The organism is Alkalihalobacillus sp. AL-G, assembly GCF_030643805.1.
In the GTDB taxonomy this organism is placed as follows: Bacteria; Bacillota; Bacilli; order Bacillales; family Fictibacillaceae; genus Pseudalkalibacillus.
Genome location: NZ_CP094656.1, coordinates 928,900 through 945,075, shown reverse-complemented (window position 1 = coordinate 945,075; position 16,176 = coordinate 928,900). Strand labels below are relative to the sequence as shown.

Annotated in this window: 15 protein-coding genes and 1 pseudogene; 8 read left to right on the top strand and 8 right to left on the bottom strand. The window is 41.2% G+C overall.

Annotated elements, in window-relative coordinates; all coding sequences use genetic code 11:
• The first annotated feature begins 82 nt into the window (after positions 1-82).
• The 3 genes from MOJ78_RS04815 to MOJ78_RS04805 are packed head-to-tail and all read left to right on the top strand — an operon-like array spanning position 83 to position 859.
• The gene (locus tag MOJ78_RS04815) at positions 83-328 is read left to right on the top strand and encodes a hypothetical protein (protein ID WP_304980074.1); all 246 of its coding nucleotides are present in this window, start codon (positions 83-85) and stop codon (positions 326-328) included.
• 36 nt (positions 329-364) lie between these two features.
• Positions 365-724 (top strand): hypothetical protein, encoded by a 360-nt coding sequence (locus MOJ78_RS04810; protein ID WP_304980073.1) that lies wholly within the window; start codon positions 365-367, stop codon positions 722-724.
• 12 nt (positions 725-736) lie between these two features.
• The gene (locus tag MOJ78_RS04805; protein WP_304980072.1) at positions 737-859 is read left to right on the top strand and encodes a hypothetical protein; all 123 of its coding nucleotides are present in this window, start codon (positions 737-739) and stop codon (positions 857-859) included.
• Between the two features lie 106 nt (positions 860-965).
• Here the strand turns inward: MOJ78_RS04805 and MOJ78_RS04800 are convergent, their stop codons facing one another.
• From MOJ78_RS04800 to MOJ78_RS04790, 3 genes are all read right to left on the bottom strand, one after another.
• Complete coding sequence (locus MOJ78_RS04800; protein WP_304980071.1) at positions 966-1,157, bottom strand: hypothetical protein; 192 nt, start codon at positions 1,155-1,157, stop codon at positions 966-968.
• A gap of 269 nt (positions 1,158-1,426) precedes the next feature.
• The gene (locus MOJ78_RS04795) at positions 1,427-1,627 is read right to left on the bottom strand and encodes a cold-shock protein (RefSeq protein ID WP_304980070.1); all 201 of its coding nucleotides are present in this window, start codon (positions 1,625-1,627) and stop codon (positions 1,427-1,429) included.
• 303 nt (positions 1,628-1,930) lie between these two features.
• Positions 1,931-5,356, bottom strand: coding sequence for a hypothetical protein (locus MOJ78_RS04790; protein WP_304980069.1), 3,426 nt, complete (start codon positions 5,354-5,356; stop codon positions 1,931-1,933).
• Positions 5,357-5,758: 402 nt separating this feature from the next.
• Between MOJ78_RS04790 and MOJ78_RS04785 the strand changes: the two genes are divergently transcribed.
• Positions 5,759-6,631, top strand: coding sequence for an AraC family transcriptional regulator (locus MOJ78_RS04785; RefSeq protein ID WP_304980068.1), 873 nt, complete (start codon positions 5,759-5,761; stop codon positions 6,629-6,631).
• Between the two features lie 107 nt (positions 6,632-6,738).
• On the opposite strand, the gene MOJ78_RS04780 is transcribed toward MOJ78_RS04785, so the two are convergent.
• Genes MOJ78_RS04780 through pxpB form a run of 3 tightly spaced genes read right to left on the bottom strand, consistent with a single transcriptional unit; the run spans position 6,739 to position 9,196 of the window.
• Positions 6,739-7,491 carry a LamB/YcsF family protein gene (locus MOJ78_RS04780; RefSeq protein ID WP_304980067.1) on the bottom strand — a complete coding sequence of 251 codons (753 nt, stop codon included), beginning with the start codon at positions 7,489-7,491 and terminating at the stop codon, positions 6,739-6,741.
• Positions 7,488-8,495 (bottom strand): 5-oxoprolinase subunit C family protein, encoded by a 1,008-nt coding sequence (locus MOJ78_RS04775; RefSeq protein WP_304980066.1) that lies wholly within the window; start codon positions 8,493-8,495, stop codon positions 7,488-7,490. Before MOJ78_RS04775 ends, MOJ78_RS04780 begins: the two co-directional genes overlap by 4 nt.
• The gene (pxpB, locus tag MOJ78_RS04770) at positions 8,492-9,196 is read right to left on the bottom strand and encodes a 5-oxoprolinase subunit PxpB (protein ID WP_304980065.1); all 705 of its coding nucleotides are present in this window, start codon (positions 9,194-9,196) and stop codon (positions 8,492-8,494) included. The genes MOJ78_RS04775 and pxpB overlap by 4 nt, the downstream gene beginning before the upstream one ends.
• Before the next feature lie 225 nt (positions 9,197-9,421).
• Between pxpB and MOJ78_RS04765 the strand changes: the two genes are divergently transcribed.
• From MOJ78_RS04765 to MOJ78_RS20860, 3 genes are read left to right on the top strand one after another with little or no spacing between them, the layout of a single operon-like run.
• Positions 9,422-10,333 carry an ABC transporter ATP-binding protein gene (locus MOJ78_RS04765; RefSeq protein ID WP_304980064.1) on the top strand — a complete coding sequence of 304 codons (912 nt, stop codon included), beginning with the start codon at positions 9,422-9,424 and terminating at the stop codon, positions 10,331-10,333.
• Positions 10,330-11,070 carry an ABC transporter permease gene (locus tag MOJ78_RS04760; RefSeq protein WP_304980063.1) on the top strand — a complete coding sequence of 247 codons (741 nt, stop codon included), beginning with the start codon at positions 10,330-10,332 and terminating at the stop codon, positions 11,068-11,070. Before MOJ78_RS04765 ends, MOJ78_RS04760 begins: the two co-directional genes overlap by 4 nt.
• The gene (locus tag MOJ78_RS20860; protein WP_370529765.1) at positions 11,000-11,320 is read left to right on the top strand and encodes a TIGR04104 family putative zinc finger protein; all 321 of its coding nucleotides are present in this window, start codon (positions 11,000-11,002) and stop codon (positions 11,318-11,320) included. Before MOJ78_RS04760 ends, MOJ78_RS20860 begins: the two co-directional genes overlap by 71 nt.
• A 195-nt stretch (positions 11,321-11,515) precedes the next feature.
• Here MOJ78_RS20860 and MOJ78_RS04755 read toward each other — a convergent pair whose 3' ends face one another.
• Positions 11,516-12,115, bottom strand: coding sequence for a DUF3995 domain-containing protein (locus MOJ78_RS04755; protein ID WP_304980062.1), 600 nt, complete (start codon positions 12,113-12,115; stop codon positions 11,516-11,518).
• A 409-nt stretch (positions 12,116-12,524) separates the two neighbouring features.
• Here MOJ78_RS04755 and MOJ78_RS04750 point away from each other — a divergent pair.
• Positions 12,525-13,860 (top strand): annotated as a pseudogene (locus MOJ78_RS04750) (IS3 family transposase).
• A 124-nt stretch (positions 13,861-13,984) separates the two neighbouring features.
• Here MOJ78_RS04750 and MOJ78_RS04745 read toward each other — a convergent pair.
• Positions 13,985-16,135: an ATP-dependent Clp protease ATP-binding subunit gene (locus MOJ78_RS04745; RefSeq protein WP_304980061.1), complete on the bottom strand. Its 2,151-nt coding sequence runs from the start codon at positions 16,133-16,135 to the stop codon at positions 13,985-13,987.
• Between the last annotated feature and the right edge of the window lie 41 nt (positions 16,136-16,176).

Genomic DNA, 16,176 nt, shown 5'->3' with positions numbered 1-16,176 from the left:
ACCTTTTCAGAAAATTCCCTTAACAAGATTGGTATTAATTAGTATGATGGATTTATCGTTTTTTGCAAGGGGGAAAGCAAACTTGGGACTGTCTTCAATCGTATTCTTACTTTTTTTCACTGTAATCGTACTTCCGACTTTCGCGGGAGTATTTTTTATAAAGCGAGCGACTACTCGTAAAAAAGGTTGGATCATCCTTTCGATACCTGCAATCTTTTTATGTGCTGGAGCAGTCGGTATCTTTCTCCTGTTCTACCAAACTACTCCAAATGCTTTGCAATTATCACTCGAGAAAGATGAGCGAGGATATGTATTGGAGGGGAATTAGAAGCGGCCATTAGAACGGAATCCACTTGGAGTTAATGTGATTGCGATTTCTTCACCTGAAAAAATTGATATCGTGACTGATGGTATGGGTCCTGCAGTACAATCACGAGTGAAAGTCGCATTTTTCAATAATGCAACCTTTTGGGACGGGGTTTCTGGAGGGGTCCGGTCTGTGCTTGCGAAAAACCCTAATTTTAAACATGACCAATTCCATTATTATTTCGCTTTTGATTTACAGGAGGAGTTTCAAGTTCGTTTTCAAACAGAACCCGAAGTTGCTGTTGAAGCGTTGACGATTCAGTATGTACATATTTTTCTACCTGGAATGGATCCGCCGCTCTATTGGGTGAAAACACTGAATGGAAAACACCCTGATCCGGATACCACATATCCATAGGAGGTTGTGAGTATGAAACGTTCACTTATCTTTCTCATTATTTTTCTTGCTGGAGTACTTATTGGTCCGTTAATCAACCCCTTTTCTCTTTTAAAGGAATATTTTGAAGAGGATGCCGTTTCTTTTGTAATTTAAAAAAACGATACGTATAACGGCGAAAAGGTTATAAGCGTTGATTACCTTGGGGAAGATGCGTATCTTGTAAAAACGTACTAGACATTAAATCTTTGAAAAATAGCACTTATCCTTTGGGTAAGTCAAGCGCTTGGTATGCTAACTGATACTTTCCTCCTGAAGTAACTTCCGAATGGTACAAAGCCTTAAGGGCATAGGTTTTCTCAAGGTCGTGTTCTTCCATTAACTCTTTTAAGCGCATTTGCAATTCTTTATTGTCTTTGACCAACTGTTTCATTTGCGATTTCCTGTACTTCATAAAATATTTAACTCCTTTTGAATACAATCTGTCCAGTGAGTATAGTATGTCATTTACGATAAATAAACATCCTTGCGGATAGTCGCATTTAGCAAATTGAATTTCTTAAACTTTTGGGGTGTAGCGGCATTACTCGCGAAATCTCTCGTATTTTTAATGGTAGGTTTAGAAATCAGAAGAATTGAACTAGCTGATAAGCGGGGTTTGATGTTACCCAAGCATACTTATTAGCAATAAAAAAAGGACTCTAAAATAGAGTCCTTTAATAATTATGCTTTGTTTACGTTAGTAGCCTGAGGTCCACGTTGACCTTGTTCAGTGTCAAAAGTAACTTTTTGACCTTCATCTAAAGATTTAAATCCTTCGCCTTGGATAGCTGAAAAATGTACGAATACATCTTCTCCACCTTCAATTTCGATAAAGCCGAAACCTTTTTCTGCGTTAAACCATTTTACTGTACCTTCTTGCATATTTGTTTCCTCCTGTGTGGGTATATCCACTTTTTAATACTATAGTTGCTCAATTAGATATCAAAGGCGAAAAGTTTAAACACTTATTCATTCAATACAGATCGAACAAAAATAATTCTAATTAAGAATAACAGATAAAATCCGGAAAAGCAAATTGTATTTATTTTTTAATTTTAAAGAAATAAAGTTTTGACCTGAATGATTACGGGATTTCCCTCTTTATATCAAGTGATAACGCAGCTGATCATTTGTGAAATCACCTGCGTTTTAGACTGTGTAAGATTTAGGGTGTACCCGCTATCATTACTCCCACTTTTTAATTCTTTGGACGATCTTTTTGTTGAATTTGGCTAGGAGGGTTTGTTTGCCGTCTGATGTCTTCTGTTTATGCCATTCGTTATAACTTGCGACAGCAATCAGGATCGAGCCTGCGATAAGGAGATATCCCCACCACGGTAAGTTGCCCCAATATGGTCTCGTTTGCAGGAACACATTCAACAGCAACACGCCTGAGCCGACAAAGAAAAAGGATTTGATTCGATAAGCCATTCCACCTAGCATCGAAGCGAGAGAAAGCGTACCGACAATGATCGCATCGTAAACGGTTGAACTCGCCATCCCATCCTGAACGAGCAATAATGAAACGATGACCAACACAGCCCACTGGACTCTATTGACGATAACCTTATATTGCTGATCGGACACTTTTTTAAGAAAGATGGCTAACACAACCCATGGCAGCACATACAGTTCCCGTTCGAATAACTGCGGAACCGAACTATTCATTAGAACCGCATAATACGGCTGAAGCAAATAACCACAGGCGATAAACGTCAGCCACTTTGAAGGTACCTTTAAGATACGATCCCGCTGTAAAAACAAGTTTACTGAAATCAATACTCCTGGAAGCAACTTCGTCCAGAGTTCTTCTCCTGCGTAAATATACATGCTTACAAGTGTAAGTAAACCAGAGATTGTATACCAGTCAACACGATCCCACTTATTTTTTTCCTCCGCTTTTTTATAAATCGTTCGATAAATCAACAGCCCGACAATCGTAAAGACCACTGCCAATCCAGCATAGGTGAGTAACATGAAATGCTCCCAGTCAGGATTCGCTTGGCCGTATATTCTTACTCCGAAATAGACGAATATGAGAGGAACGATTGAAAAGAGATCCCATTTTTCTTGATGCATGATAAACAATACACCTGCCGCGTAGGCAAGGGTTACAACAAAAGCGTCCAACTCATATGGATAAATTGTTGTAAATACGCTGATCCCGATTAAAGAAAATGGAACGAGGTAGTATGCAATTCTCCTTGGCCATTCAGCCTTACTGAAATACCATGCGACAGCCATAATTACACTCGTTATTAAAAAGGAATAGTGTTCATACTGATGCAAATCCGACCTGATCAAAATCAATTGAACAAACAGAGTGAAGGCCGTGAAACTAGCATACAGGAATGCTTTTAACATCCATTCCATCTTTGCCATATAAACGCTCACCCCGTAAATCACAACGGCTAATGCAAGTGGCCATACGGCATCCGTGTAATCAATCACGTAACTGGCGAGCATTGCTAAAGGCAAGAAGATGTGACCGATCCACCAAAAGCCTCTCATTAATTGCGTTTCTCTTTCACCAATGAATTGACCAATGACTAGCAGTAAAAATGCTCCCATTACAAATTGCAGCGAATTGAACAATTCAGATGTAATGTTCCATTCGGAATGGATCGCATACAACACCGTCAAATAACAAAGCAGTGAGAGACTACTGATAACGTAAGGTACTGCTCCCCATTTCGTTTTCCGATAAAGTAAAAGAGCCATTCCGACACCGCCCAACACAATTACCGAACGGACCAGATCATTGACTTCCAATGACAATGCACCTACAAGTCCCAAGGCATAAAATCCATGCGAAACGAAAAATGCACTTATAGAAAGGGCATCACGTTTGAGTGATTTCCAGACTATATTTGCAAGCAGGAGAACGATCCCGCCACCTATCAGATTTATCGCTTCAAGAGGCTCATTTATATTATAAAATTGTCCAGATTCTTCAATGATCATGACAACCGCTAACCCTAATGAGATAGCATGAACCCACGGTGCACTTTGTGTGAAAGTCGTTCTTTTATCAAATCCGATGGCGAACAAGGCAATAATACCGAACAACAAGAGCATTAATCCTGTCTGCCACCAGTTCATAAGCCCATAGCCGATGAGAACACAAAACGCCATCACAATGACACTGACATCCCTGGAGCTTTCCCTAATCGTTTTAAAAAAGGAAAGCTGAACGAAGCATCCGATTACACTATATAAAACGAATGCGACGATAAAAAGAGGCAATTCGATGGTGTCATATCCGAGCCACTTCTGACCTAGTAAAACCAGTTCGTACAGAGCACTTATTAGGAACACTGGGCTTAAATACATGAATAACCGTTGTGTTGCCACGTTTGAAAGGTACGTGAAATTGAGCGAAATGATGAGATAGGCAACCAGCAAAACGAATGAAGGTTCATTCATTCGAAGTAAAATACCTTCCCAGCTGATATATATGAACGCACACCCTGAAACAATGGCACTTGTATAGCGAAACACTTTTTGCAGTGGAATGTTTTCGGTCAAATAGTTCGGCAAGATCAAGAACACAATCCCAAGCAAGGCATAACCGATACTTCCGAACTCATCAAAAATGGAATGCTCAATCAATTGGTAAGCCCCGTAAACGAGCATTGCACTGAACACGAAATGGTACTCTTTACGATTCGTCACATAAATCATCGATAAATATAAAACTGCTGTAAGAATCAGATTAAGGCTGTAAAAGAGCTCATGATTGTAAAATACGAGCATAAGCAGTGTCGATAAAATCAAATTCGCCTGAATGTATGGAACAAATTCATTCGTGATCCAATTCAAACGGTCGTTGTTTTTCAAGAGGCGGTATCCGGCAATCAATATCGCGTTAAACAACATGATCCCAAGATAAAAGCCATCGATCGGTAAGTACAAAGCTGCAATGCCAAACCCGGCAAACACGCTGAATGTCACATACGAAAACCAGATGAACAACCGCGATGAGAGTCTGACAGAAAGGAACAGATATATCGGTAAAACTACCAAACTACCAGCTGCCCCGAACAGATAACGTCCTTCTCCTTCCACTGAAAAATAAGAGCCGAACAGTTCAAAATAACCCGCAGATAAAATCACTATCGGTAAAAACAAACCGCCGAGAACATGAAACGCAAAAGCGGTCTTCTCAATCTTCAGCACATTTCTTGTGAAATAAGCCAATCCGAAAAACAGGATCGATACGAGGGCAACTAACCCGGTTTTCATCCAGTTGTCCAGGGTTTCCCACGTGCTGGTGGCAAGCACGAGACCGCCAATCAACAGCAGGATGACCCCTAAATTCAACGACCACGTAATATTCCGTTCACGTACTTCTTGAGGTGACAACGTTTTTTTCACTTTTTTAGGTTTTGGTTCTGCGAGTTTAATAGCAGCTTTTTCGGATATCACTTCTTCAGCCGCTTCTTTTTTTGCCAACTCTGCTTTTTCCTTTTCTACTAGGTTCGTATAATACTCGTTCTGTGCATGAAGAACCTCGGAATAAATCTCCCACGTTATGTAATTTTGATCCTGTAGTTCTTTTAAACCCTGTTTCATGATCCTGTTTTTTGCTTCCGATGATAAGTAATCCATCGAATCCCCCCCTTTTCGGATCAGATCCTTATATCTTTTAATCTATAACTCGAGCAAAAAAATAATGATGTATTTTATGCACATCATTCTCAATCTATTTGTTCACATTGGTGAAAGGCATTAAATAAGTATGGTTAGAAATTTATACCAATCCAATTCAAAAGTCAACACATTCGTCAGACAAAAAAGAGCACTTATCTTGTTACAGAAAAGCACCTACAGTTTAGCATAAAAAATAACTAAAAATTACTATGACCCAGACTTCCTTGGAGGTTGGTGTATAGGGATATGTGTTTTACATGTTAAGATTAAGAACATAAATGAACCCTACATAATTGTGCACAAAATGTCGGATGGGTACAGTCAACTCCTGCTATTCTAATGGAAACGGAGGTCATATTAATGGATTTGCAAAAACAGATGAATGTAGCCTTAACGTATATTGAAGAAAATCTGACGTATGATATCGACATTAAAGAAGCAGCAAGGCTGGCTTTTTGCTCCGAATATCATTTCAAAAGGATGTTTTCCTTCCTTGCAGGTGTCACGCTTACGGAGTATATCCGTCGCAGACGTCTTACTCTTGCAGCTTTCGAGCTTAAAGATAGCAAGGTTAAGGTCATTGACATCGCGATAAAATACGGGTACAACTCACCTGATTCCTTTGCAAGAGCCTTTCAAAATTTGCACGGCATAAAACCGTCAGAAGCTAGAAATAATGGCCATTCACTTAAAGCCTATCCACAAATGACCTTCCAGTTATCTATTAAAGGAGGAAGTGAAATGAATTATCGGATTGAAAAAAAAGAAGCATTTCGTATTGTTGGAATCAAGAAAAGGGTTCCGATTATTTTCAAAGGGGTTAATCCGGAAATTGCTTCTATGTGGAAAAGATTAAACGACGAGACGATTGATCAACTTAAGAAGCTTTCGAATGTTGAGCCTTTAGGACTGCTTCAAGCATCCACGAACTTTTCGGAAGGCCGGATGGAGGAAAAAGGGGAGCTTGATCACTATATTGGCGTAGCAACAACTAAAGATTGTCCAAATAACATGACACAACATGAAGTTCCTGCCTCAACATGGACTGTATTTGAAGCAATCGGACCATTCCCTGATACATTGCAGGATGTATGGGGACGAATATATTCCGAATGGTTTCCATCCTCAACCTACGAACAAACAGAAGGACCAGAAATTTTGTGGAATGAGAATAAGGATGTATCCTCACCAATTTTCAAAAGTGAAATATGGATCCCGATTTTGAAAAGGTGAAGCTGTTTTTATCAAGCTGCTTTGATTTTCTGTTATAAAGCCCAATTTCTCATTGTTATAAAAGAGAAATTGGGCTTTTGTAAATGAATAGATCCTTTTTTAAGGTACTATAACGGTGTGATTTCTATACCTTCTTTTTGTAGACTATCTGTTATGAATCTCGCGAATTCAAGTGCGTGCGGGCCGTCTCCATGGATGCAGATCGTATCTGCCTTGATTTCAACATCTGTCCCCTGTAAACAACAAACCTTTTGTTCTTTCACCATCCGTACGACTTGCTTCAGGACGGCTTCCTGCTCAATCAATAGGGCTTCCGGTTGTGTACGAGGAGTTAGTGTACAATCTGATTGATAGGTTCGATCGGCAAACACCTCATTCGCAGTTGTTAGCCCGATCGACTCACCTGCCCGGATGAGTACACTATTCGAAAGTCCGTAAAGGATCAGCGCCGGGTCCACATGATAAATCGCCTCAGCAATCGCTCCTGCAAGCTGTTCGTTTTTCGCAGCCATATTGTATAGAGCACCGTGGGGCTTTACATGACGTAGTATTCCGCCCTCTGCTTTTACAAAGGCCGATAGTGCACCGATTTGATAAACGACGAATTCATATGCTTCATCTGGGGTGACTGCCATCTCTCGCCGGCCAAACCCTTGCAAATCCGGAAGCCCTGGATGTGCTCCAACCTTCACCCCTTTTTCGAGGGCTAACTTGACTGTCTTTCTCATTGTTGGAGGATCTCCAGCATGAAAACCGCAAGCAATGTTAACGGACGTTACGTAATCTAATATTTGTTCATCGGATCCGATTTTATAAGCACCAAAGCTTTCGCCGAGATCGCAATTCAAGTCGATTTTCATTTCTTCTTCAATCCTTTCAAGCGTAATTTAATACCCGCTTTCACCTGACGTATCGCCTCTTCTTTTAAGAAAAATTGTTCCTGAGCTTCTTCTACATCAATCGATTCGAAGTATAATTTGTCCCCGGGCTTCATTTGTGCAAGCTTATGGCGATCGATGCTTGCCGTGTATCCGATTATGGGATAACCTCCTGTCGTCTGCCGATCTGCAAGTAAAATGATTGGGTTACCGTCAGGGGGAACTTGAATCGTCCCAAATGGAACAGCAGAGGAAATCTCATTTTTACTGCTTTTCTTTGACAGTTCTGCACCTTCGAGGCGGTACCCCATACGGTCGGATTGTGATGTTACCGTAAATGGACGAGCTAAAAGAGCGTTTTGACTCTCTATAGTAAAGGTCTCGAGCTGTTCATTTTTGATTATTTGGATCGTGTTGTTCGGTACATCCGAGTCGAAAAACTGGGACGGAACGAACCAAGTAACTAGATGGTCCGTGCCTGTTTCTTTTATAAATTGTAGGATTTTCTCTTGTTCAGTTGTCAGTTTCCCGATCTCCAGCTGGTCCCCCTTGGCTAATCGGCGCCCTTCATGACCTCCAAATGATGCTCTTGTGTAGGTGGAGCGGCTGTCCATAATGATCGGTACATTGATTCCACCTGCCACCGCCATATAGCTTCTTGCTCCACTTCCGGTAAAGGCATGTTTGACAATTGATCCTTTTGACAGGAAGTGCGGTCTTCCATGCGGCAGTTCGCGACTATTTGTACGTAAAGTCGGTCCTCTTCCGAAAAAAGCGACGAGTGCATCCTGTTCGAGTTTCATCTCGGTGCCTTGAATCGTCATTTCTATGGTCGCTGAGTTTTCATCGTTCCCAACGAGCAGGTTTGCGATTCGATGCGCATCAATGTCCATAGCCCCACTCACCGGAACACCGAATTTTTGAAAGCCTACTCTACCTTTATCTTGAATCGTCGTAAAAAGCCCAGGCTGAACAATCGTAATCATCGCTCATCCTCCTTCAATGCTAGAAACTCCTGCTCAGTAATGGAACGGAATCGAACTCGGTCTCCTGCTTGTAAAAGAGTTGGCGGTTTGTGGACCGCTTTAAATAATTTCAGTGGAGTTCGGCCGATGATTTGCCAGCCTCCAGGCGATTCATTCGGGTAAATACCTGTCTGATGGCCAGCAATCCCTACTGACCCCTCCGGAATCCGGGAAGCTGGTGTTTGTTTACGTGGAGTTGCAAGTGCTTCATCCAGTCCTCCGATATAGGGGAACCCCGGTGTAAATCCAAGCATATACACGCGGTAGTTGCTGTTGCTATGAAGATCGATCACTTGCTCTTTTGACAGCTTGTTGGATGTTGCAACGTGCTCCAAATCGGGTCCATAATCTTCTCCATAACAGACAGGAATCTCGATGGTTCTTGCATTTGTATTGCTTTCGTCTTTAATTTTATCCGCAAGGTCCTGAAGTGTTTGTTTTATATAGGAAAAAGGTGACTTACCCTTTTCCATCAGATTTATAGGATCGTAGTAGATCGTCACCGTCGTATAAGCAGGAACAAATTCAATGAGCCAGGAGTAGGATTGTTGAATTAATAAGCTAGTAAACGACTGGATTCGGTTGCCTGTTTTCTCATTGATTTTCGATCCGAAATGAAGCGTAACTGCCGTATCTCCTATTGGAATCAGTTTTATATCCATATCCACTCACCCTTTCCAGCTGATGTTGAATTTTTCGAAAGTTGAAATAGTTGGTTGTAATAATACGATACCATAATTTAAAAGCGTATGATTCCCTCATCCTGTAATAAAGGATGTTCTGGAATAGCTGCATTTTCTGAATACCTCCAATATCATCATGAAACCTTTTCTATTTATTCGCGTAAACATAAAAAGTATTTGACTTAGTCTAGGAGGGTACGGAACATGAGTACAGTCATACAGGTTGACAATATAACAAAATCGTACGGTGATACGAAGGCGGTTCAAGGAATCTCCTTTACGGTTCAAAAAGGTGAGGTTTTCGGAATCATCGGTCCGAATGGAGCAGGGAAAACAACTACAATCGAAATGCTGGAAGGTATTCGTAAACCGGACAATGGAAAAATAGATGTTTTAGGTTTGGAGCCTAGTCGACAGCTCCGGGAGTTGAACAAACTGATCGGGGTTCAATTTCAAGCGACTTCAATCCCAAAAAAAATGAAGGTAAGCGAGGCACTCGACTTATTTGAATCCTTTTATCCGAACAACTCGCAAAAAGGGGGTTTAATCGAACAACTTGGTTTACAGGAAAAGCTGAATGACAGCTTTGAAAACTTGTCGGGTGGTTGGAAACAACGAGTGACACTTGCACTAGCCACTCTTCATCAGCCGGAAATCGTGTTTCTCGATGAACCGAGTATGGGGTTGGATCCACACGCGAGACGGGAGCTTTGGTCGATGATTCATCTGTTAAAGGAACAAGGCTGTACGATCGTCGTTACCACTCATTATATGGAAGAAGCTGAAAAGCTTTGCGACCGCGTAGCAATGATTTATGGCGGACAACTAAAAGCATTGGATACACCTCGTCAGCTTTTGGACGAAATGACCGTCAATTACCTGTCCTTCCAAAGCGATTTGTTCGACTACGATGGTTTGCTTTCACTTCCGAGCGTTATAAGGGTCGAGCATGATCATGATACGTACAAGGTTTACAGTGAAAAGCTTCAACAAACTGCCTACCATATTTTTAACTATTGTCATGAAAAAGAGATTGAGATTCGGAATTTCAAATTTGAAAAAGGCACGCTTGATGATTTGTTCGTCCATTATCTAAAAAAGGAGGAAACGGCATGACGGCACTTGTAAAGCTAGCACGACTTGAAACGAAGATGTTTTTCAGGGATCGATTGAGTGTGTTCTGGACGTTCCTTTTTCCAGTGTTGATGATCTGGCTGTTCGGATCGATGTTCACCGGGAGTCAAATGGGTGGCAGAACGTTTGCAGAGCTGTACGTACCGTCCTGGATCGGCGTTAATATTGTAACGACGTCGTTCTTTACGCTCGGAACGGTACTTACAAACTATCGGGAAACAGGTGTCTTACGCCGTTATCAATCCACGCCGCTTCAGCCATGGAAAATCCTGATGGCCCATACGGTTCAGGGAACAGTAATCTTTGCAATATCAGCCGTGCTTCTTATGGTTTTCGGAATGCTCATGTACGACCTTACATTGCCTGAATACATCGGTAGCACGTTAGTTGCACTTTTGATCAGTATTCTTTGTTTTTTCCCGTTTGCCTTGTTTTTGACTTCACTTGCAAAAAATACGCAGACGGCAGCGGCGATCAGCACATTGTTTTTAAATCTGATGCTGTTTCTGTCTGGCGCGACGTTCCCTCTCGAAATGATGCCTGAGGTGCTGCAGTATGTATCGAAAATCTTGCCGCTCTATTATACGATTGAATTGTTGCGTGGAACATGGACACAAGGGCCGATCTGGGATTATGGCCTTGAAGTAAGTGTCCTTCTTGGTATTGCCGTCGTCTCAACTATTCTCGCATCAAAATTCTTCCGTTGGAGCAGTGAATGATTCATTCCCGCATGTCAAAACAAATTGCAATCGGAAATGGACTTGGAAACAAACTATTATCAATCTGTTCAAAATACGCAAAAGGATTTGTCCGTACTGCAAGAAGAAACAATTCCTATCTGCAAAGTCGCGGAATAATCTTTCGCTTTTGGGGATCATTCCTCTTCCTTTAGGGACACCTCTGAGCTCATTCGGCGCTTCAACCGTACTTTTTATTGGAATCTATCGTAATCGCTTTTATCCCTTATAAGGTGGAACTGAGTAATGAAGAAGAGCCTATGTGGTAATAAAAAGGATGACTCCTAATAAAACTGCACCCTGCAGAGTAGACATTTTAAAAAAGTCTACCCTGCAGGTCTTTTCAAAGGTATAGCTGGGATAAAACCCTGTGAACATTAAAGGTGAATCACATTGTTGATGCAATTTTAAAGGGTGATCCAGGTAATTACGCAAATCGAACACCCAAGAGACCTGAAATTAAACCGATCAGTATACCGATCGTACAGAGGGTCAACCAGATTCGTCTGTTGCGTGGCTTATTAATGTAACACCAACCAAGGATTCCTAGCAGTATACCCTCGATCATAAACCATGGTTCGAATAATAAAAGATCCGACCACACAAAAGTATGTTCCTCAGCAATAAACGGACCCGATTCCACCGTTACAACACCTGTAATTTGAAAAATTCGGTAGAAGATCCCATAAATACCATGGGAGGTCGCTATCGAGCATCCAATCAAGGCTATCGCGAGCAGCAAGCACCTAATGACCATTTGATTCCTAAGATAAATAAATGCAATACCGAGGAGTCCCGCCGCTGTGAGGAATACAGATGCTACCCAATTGATCATTTCCCAATAAGATAACTCGGCAATAGATGGCTTTAGCAGCGACAAACCAACTGTGCCGCCTAAAGCCCAATAAAGATGTGGCAACATATAGGCTATTGACCAAATGAATACAGCATATCCTGCCAATACCAATTTACGTGAAAGCTGTAATTGGTGACTAAAATTGGGAATGTTTACTTTCTTTTCAAGCATAAAAACTCTCCTATCTTTTCTTCCTTGACTTAACCGGCCTCTTCTAACCATTGGGTGTGATTAGTTTGTGCTCCCCTACGATTGGTTATGGTTAAGCTAGGATTAAGTATTTTCAAATAAGTAACCTTATATTTCCATACTATATTAATAAGGTCCGTTTGAAACGGACCCACAGAAGTATTTAGAAATAGTCCTTTAGGTCCGCTGTCATTTGGGATATTCAAAAATCTTTATTAGTAGAATTTCTTTTTTAAAAAATAACAATCAATTATAGTAATCAATGGAATAAAAAGAAGATGACCCCTGTTCAATAAACTGTACCCTGTAGAGTAGACACATTAAAAAAAGGTCTACTCTGCAGGGTCTTTTTGTGTACAATTAGAGTGAAAAATGGGATGGGAGAACACACATGAGTAAAAAATGCTTCACAAAAAAAGAGATCGAACTATTATCAAAAAATCCTTATGTTAAGTCCGTTACTTCAAAAGCCATCACCTATACTGATGAATTCAAGCAGCTGTTTATTGTTCAAAAGGAACGTGGGAAATTCTCTAGAGAGATTTTTGAAGAGTACGGGTTTGATACAGAGATTATTGGAACTAGACGTATTAAATGTTCTGCTGAAAGGTGGGGGAAAGCCTATCGTAAAAATGGAGCACTGGGACTTCAGGATGCAAGAAGAGGACAATCAGGAAGACCAAGGAAAAGAGAACTTTCCAATGAAGAAAAATATGCAAGGTTAGAGGCGGAAAATAATTTATTGAAAGCAGAGAACGAATTGCTAAAAAAGATAAAGTTCGCCGAAAGGGGGCTAAAGAAAAAGAACTGATCTTATCAGCTGATCAGAAGTTCGTCCTCATTCGATACATCATTGAGAAATATAAGTTAAAAAACATGATCACTTACCTTTGTAAATCTGCAGGCGTATCTCGTCAAGGCTCTATAACTATTTTTCAGCGAAACAAGTAAAGCGAAGAAGGGAAAAAGAGAAAAAGGATGAAGTTGTCCGGGATGTTATTCTCAAAGCCTTTCACTTTAAGAACCGTAAAAAAGGAGCCCGCCAAATTAAAATGATACTGGCAGGTCAATTTAATATTGTCTATAACCTTAAAAGAATCGGGAGAGTCATGAACAAGTATGGCATTGTATGTCCTATCCGGAGAGCGAATCCTTACAAGCGTATTATGAAAGCCACCCAGGAGCACAAAGTCGTTTCGAACCAGCTTAACAGAGAGTTCAAACAGGAAGTACCTTATAAGGTGCTGCTTACAGACATCACATATCTCTACTTCGGGAAAGGGGAAAGGGCTTATTTATCAACCATTATAGATGCCTCTACCAATGAAGTATTGGCCCATAATGTTTCGGATCGAATTACGCTCGACATCGCTATGGACACGCTTAAGAAGTTAAAGAAGAATAGGAAGGTTAAACTGGCTAAAGGAGCCTACATCCATTCTGATCAAGGGAGTCATTATACCAGCCCTGTATATCAAAAGTTGGTGAAGAAACATCGACTGGGCCAGTCCATGTCCAGAAGGGGGAATTGTTGGGACAACGCCCCACAGGAATCCTTTTTTGGTCATTTCAAAGATTTAGCTGAAATAAAATCCTGTAAAACACTGAAAGATCTTAAACGGGAAGTAAAAACTGCCATTAAATACTACAACTCCTATAGATACCAATGGAATATGAAAAAGATGACCCCCGTTCAATACAGAGATCATCTTCTTAACGCAGCCTAGCCTTTTTTAAAATTGTCCTTTACAAGGGGTACAGATTACAATACAGGAATCATCTTCTGAGTGTCGCATAGCTCTTTTTTTAAAATGGCCGTTACAAAGGGTATTTTAAAAATTGAGACATCCTTTATTCTTGATCATTTACCCCTTTTCGTACAACGATTTCCTCATCAACTACATCAATTACGATTTTGGTGACGTCCTCTTCGTCCAGAAGAAGATCTGCGATTCCATCTTCCACTTTTTCCTGTAAAACGCGTCGGATCGGACGTGCTCCGAATCGCGGATCATATCCGAGTCGGGCAATTTGCTTTTTCGCTGCTTCCGTTACTTCGATTTCTCGTGCACTATCTGCTACCATTTCACGGATATCATCAAGCATCAAGTCAACGATTTCAACGAGATGACCCTCATTCAATTCGTTGAATGGAATGATTGCATCGAAACGGTTCAAAAATTCAGGCTTGAAGTATGCACTTAAGCTCTCTAAAATGGAAACCGCTTCGTTCGTATCATTTTCAAAACCGACCTTGATTCGTTTCTCACCTGTACCGGCATTACTTGTCATGATGATGACCGTATCTTTAAAGCTTACTGTGCGCCCTTGGCTGTCGGTCAGACGGCCGTCTTCCATGATTTGAAGGAACATATGCTGGACATCTGGGTGAGCTTTTTCAATTTCATCCAACAGAATGATGCTGTATGGGTTACGACGAACACGTTCTGTCAGCTGCCCGGCTTCCTCGTGCCCAACATAGCCTGGAGGGGAACCGATCAGCTTAGAAACAGAGTGCTTCTCCATGTACTCACTCATATCGAGACGAATCAATGATTCTTTTGATCCGAACAATTCTTTTGCGAGCGTTTTCGTCAGCTCCGTTTTACCAACACCAGTCGGTCCGACGAATAGGAATGCACCAATCGGACGCACTTTCGATTTCAACCCGGCACGACTACGGCGGATCGCTTTTGCCACTTTTTCGACCGCAGCATCTTGACCGATGACACTACCACCAAGACGTTCAGCGAAATGCTTCATCTTGTTCTGTTCGTCGCTTTGCAGCTTACGGACCGGGATACTCGTTTTCTCTTCAACGAGCAATTGGATGTCTTCAAGCTTGATTTCGGTATTTCCACTGCCTGAGTCTGCAGTCGCTGCCTGTTCGTGAATCTTCGTTTCTTCGTCTCGAAGTTTTGCTGCACGCTCATAATCCTCTGCTTTTGTCGCTTCTTCTTTTTCTTTGCCAATCTGTTCGAGTCGCTCTTGAATTTGACCCTCGCTTGTACCCGCATGCTCAAGATTCATTTTCGAACCTGCTTCATCCATCAAGTCGATTGCTTTGTCTGGTAAAAATCTATCTTGAATGTAGCGGTGAGACAATGAAACACAGGCTTTAAGAGCTTCATCCGAGAATTGGACTTCATGAAAGTCTTCATATTTTGGTTTTAGTCCTTTTAAAATTTCCATCGCTTCTTCCATTGTCGGTTCCTTCACCATGACAGGCTGGAAGCGTCGTTCAAGCGCAGCATCCTTTTCAATTTGTCGGTACTCTTTTAATGTTGTTGCACCAACGATTTGAAGCTCCCCACGTGCGAGTGCTGGTTTTAAAATGTTGCCTGCATCCATTGAACCTTCAGCAGATCCGGCTCCGACAAGCAGGTGAACCTCATCAACGAATAAAATGACGTTTTTACGTTGCTGAAGCTCAGCGATCAGCTGCTTCATCCGTTCCTCAAATTGGCCGCGAATACCTGTATTCGCAACAAGTGAAGAAACATCAAGTAAATACACTTCCTTGTTCAATAGTTTATTTGGAACATCTTTTTCTGAAATCTTAAGTGCCAAACCTTCTGCAATCGCGGTTTTACCGACACCAGGTTCACCGATTAATACCGGGTTGTTCTTATTACGTCGGTTGAGGATTTCCGTTACACGTTTGACTTCTTTGTCGCGTCCGATGACTGGATCGATAAGCCCTGCTTTCGCTGCATCTGTCAGGTTACGGCCAAGTTCATCGAGAAGCCCTCCACGTCCGCCACCTTTACCTGCTGCATTTTTTTCTTGCTTATGGTTTGAATCAGATGTGAACCCATTCATAAAGGAATCTATCTGATCAAACATTGGATTATCGAAAGAACCGAATCCGCTCGGTTGTTTCATTTCATTTTGAATTTCTTGATAACACTTCGAGCATAGATGTAGTTGTTGTGTATTCCCGTTTATATAAAGGGTCATTTTTACATTTACATCGTTTATTTGACATTTTTGACAACGCATAGTTATGACCTCCTAATGTTTTATATGATGGTATGGTTTGA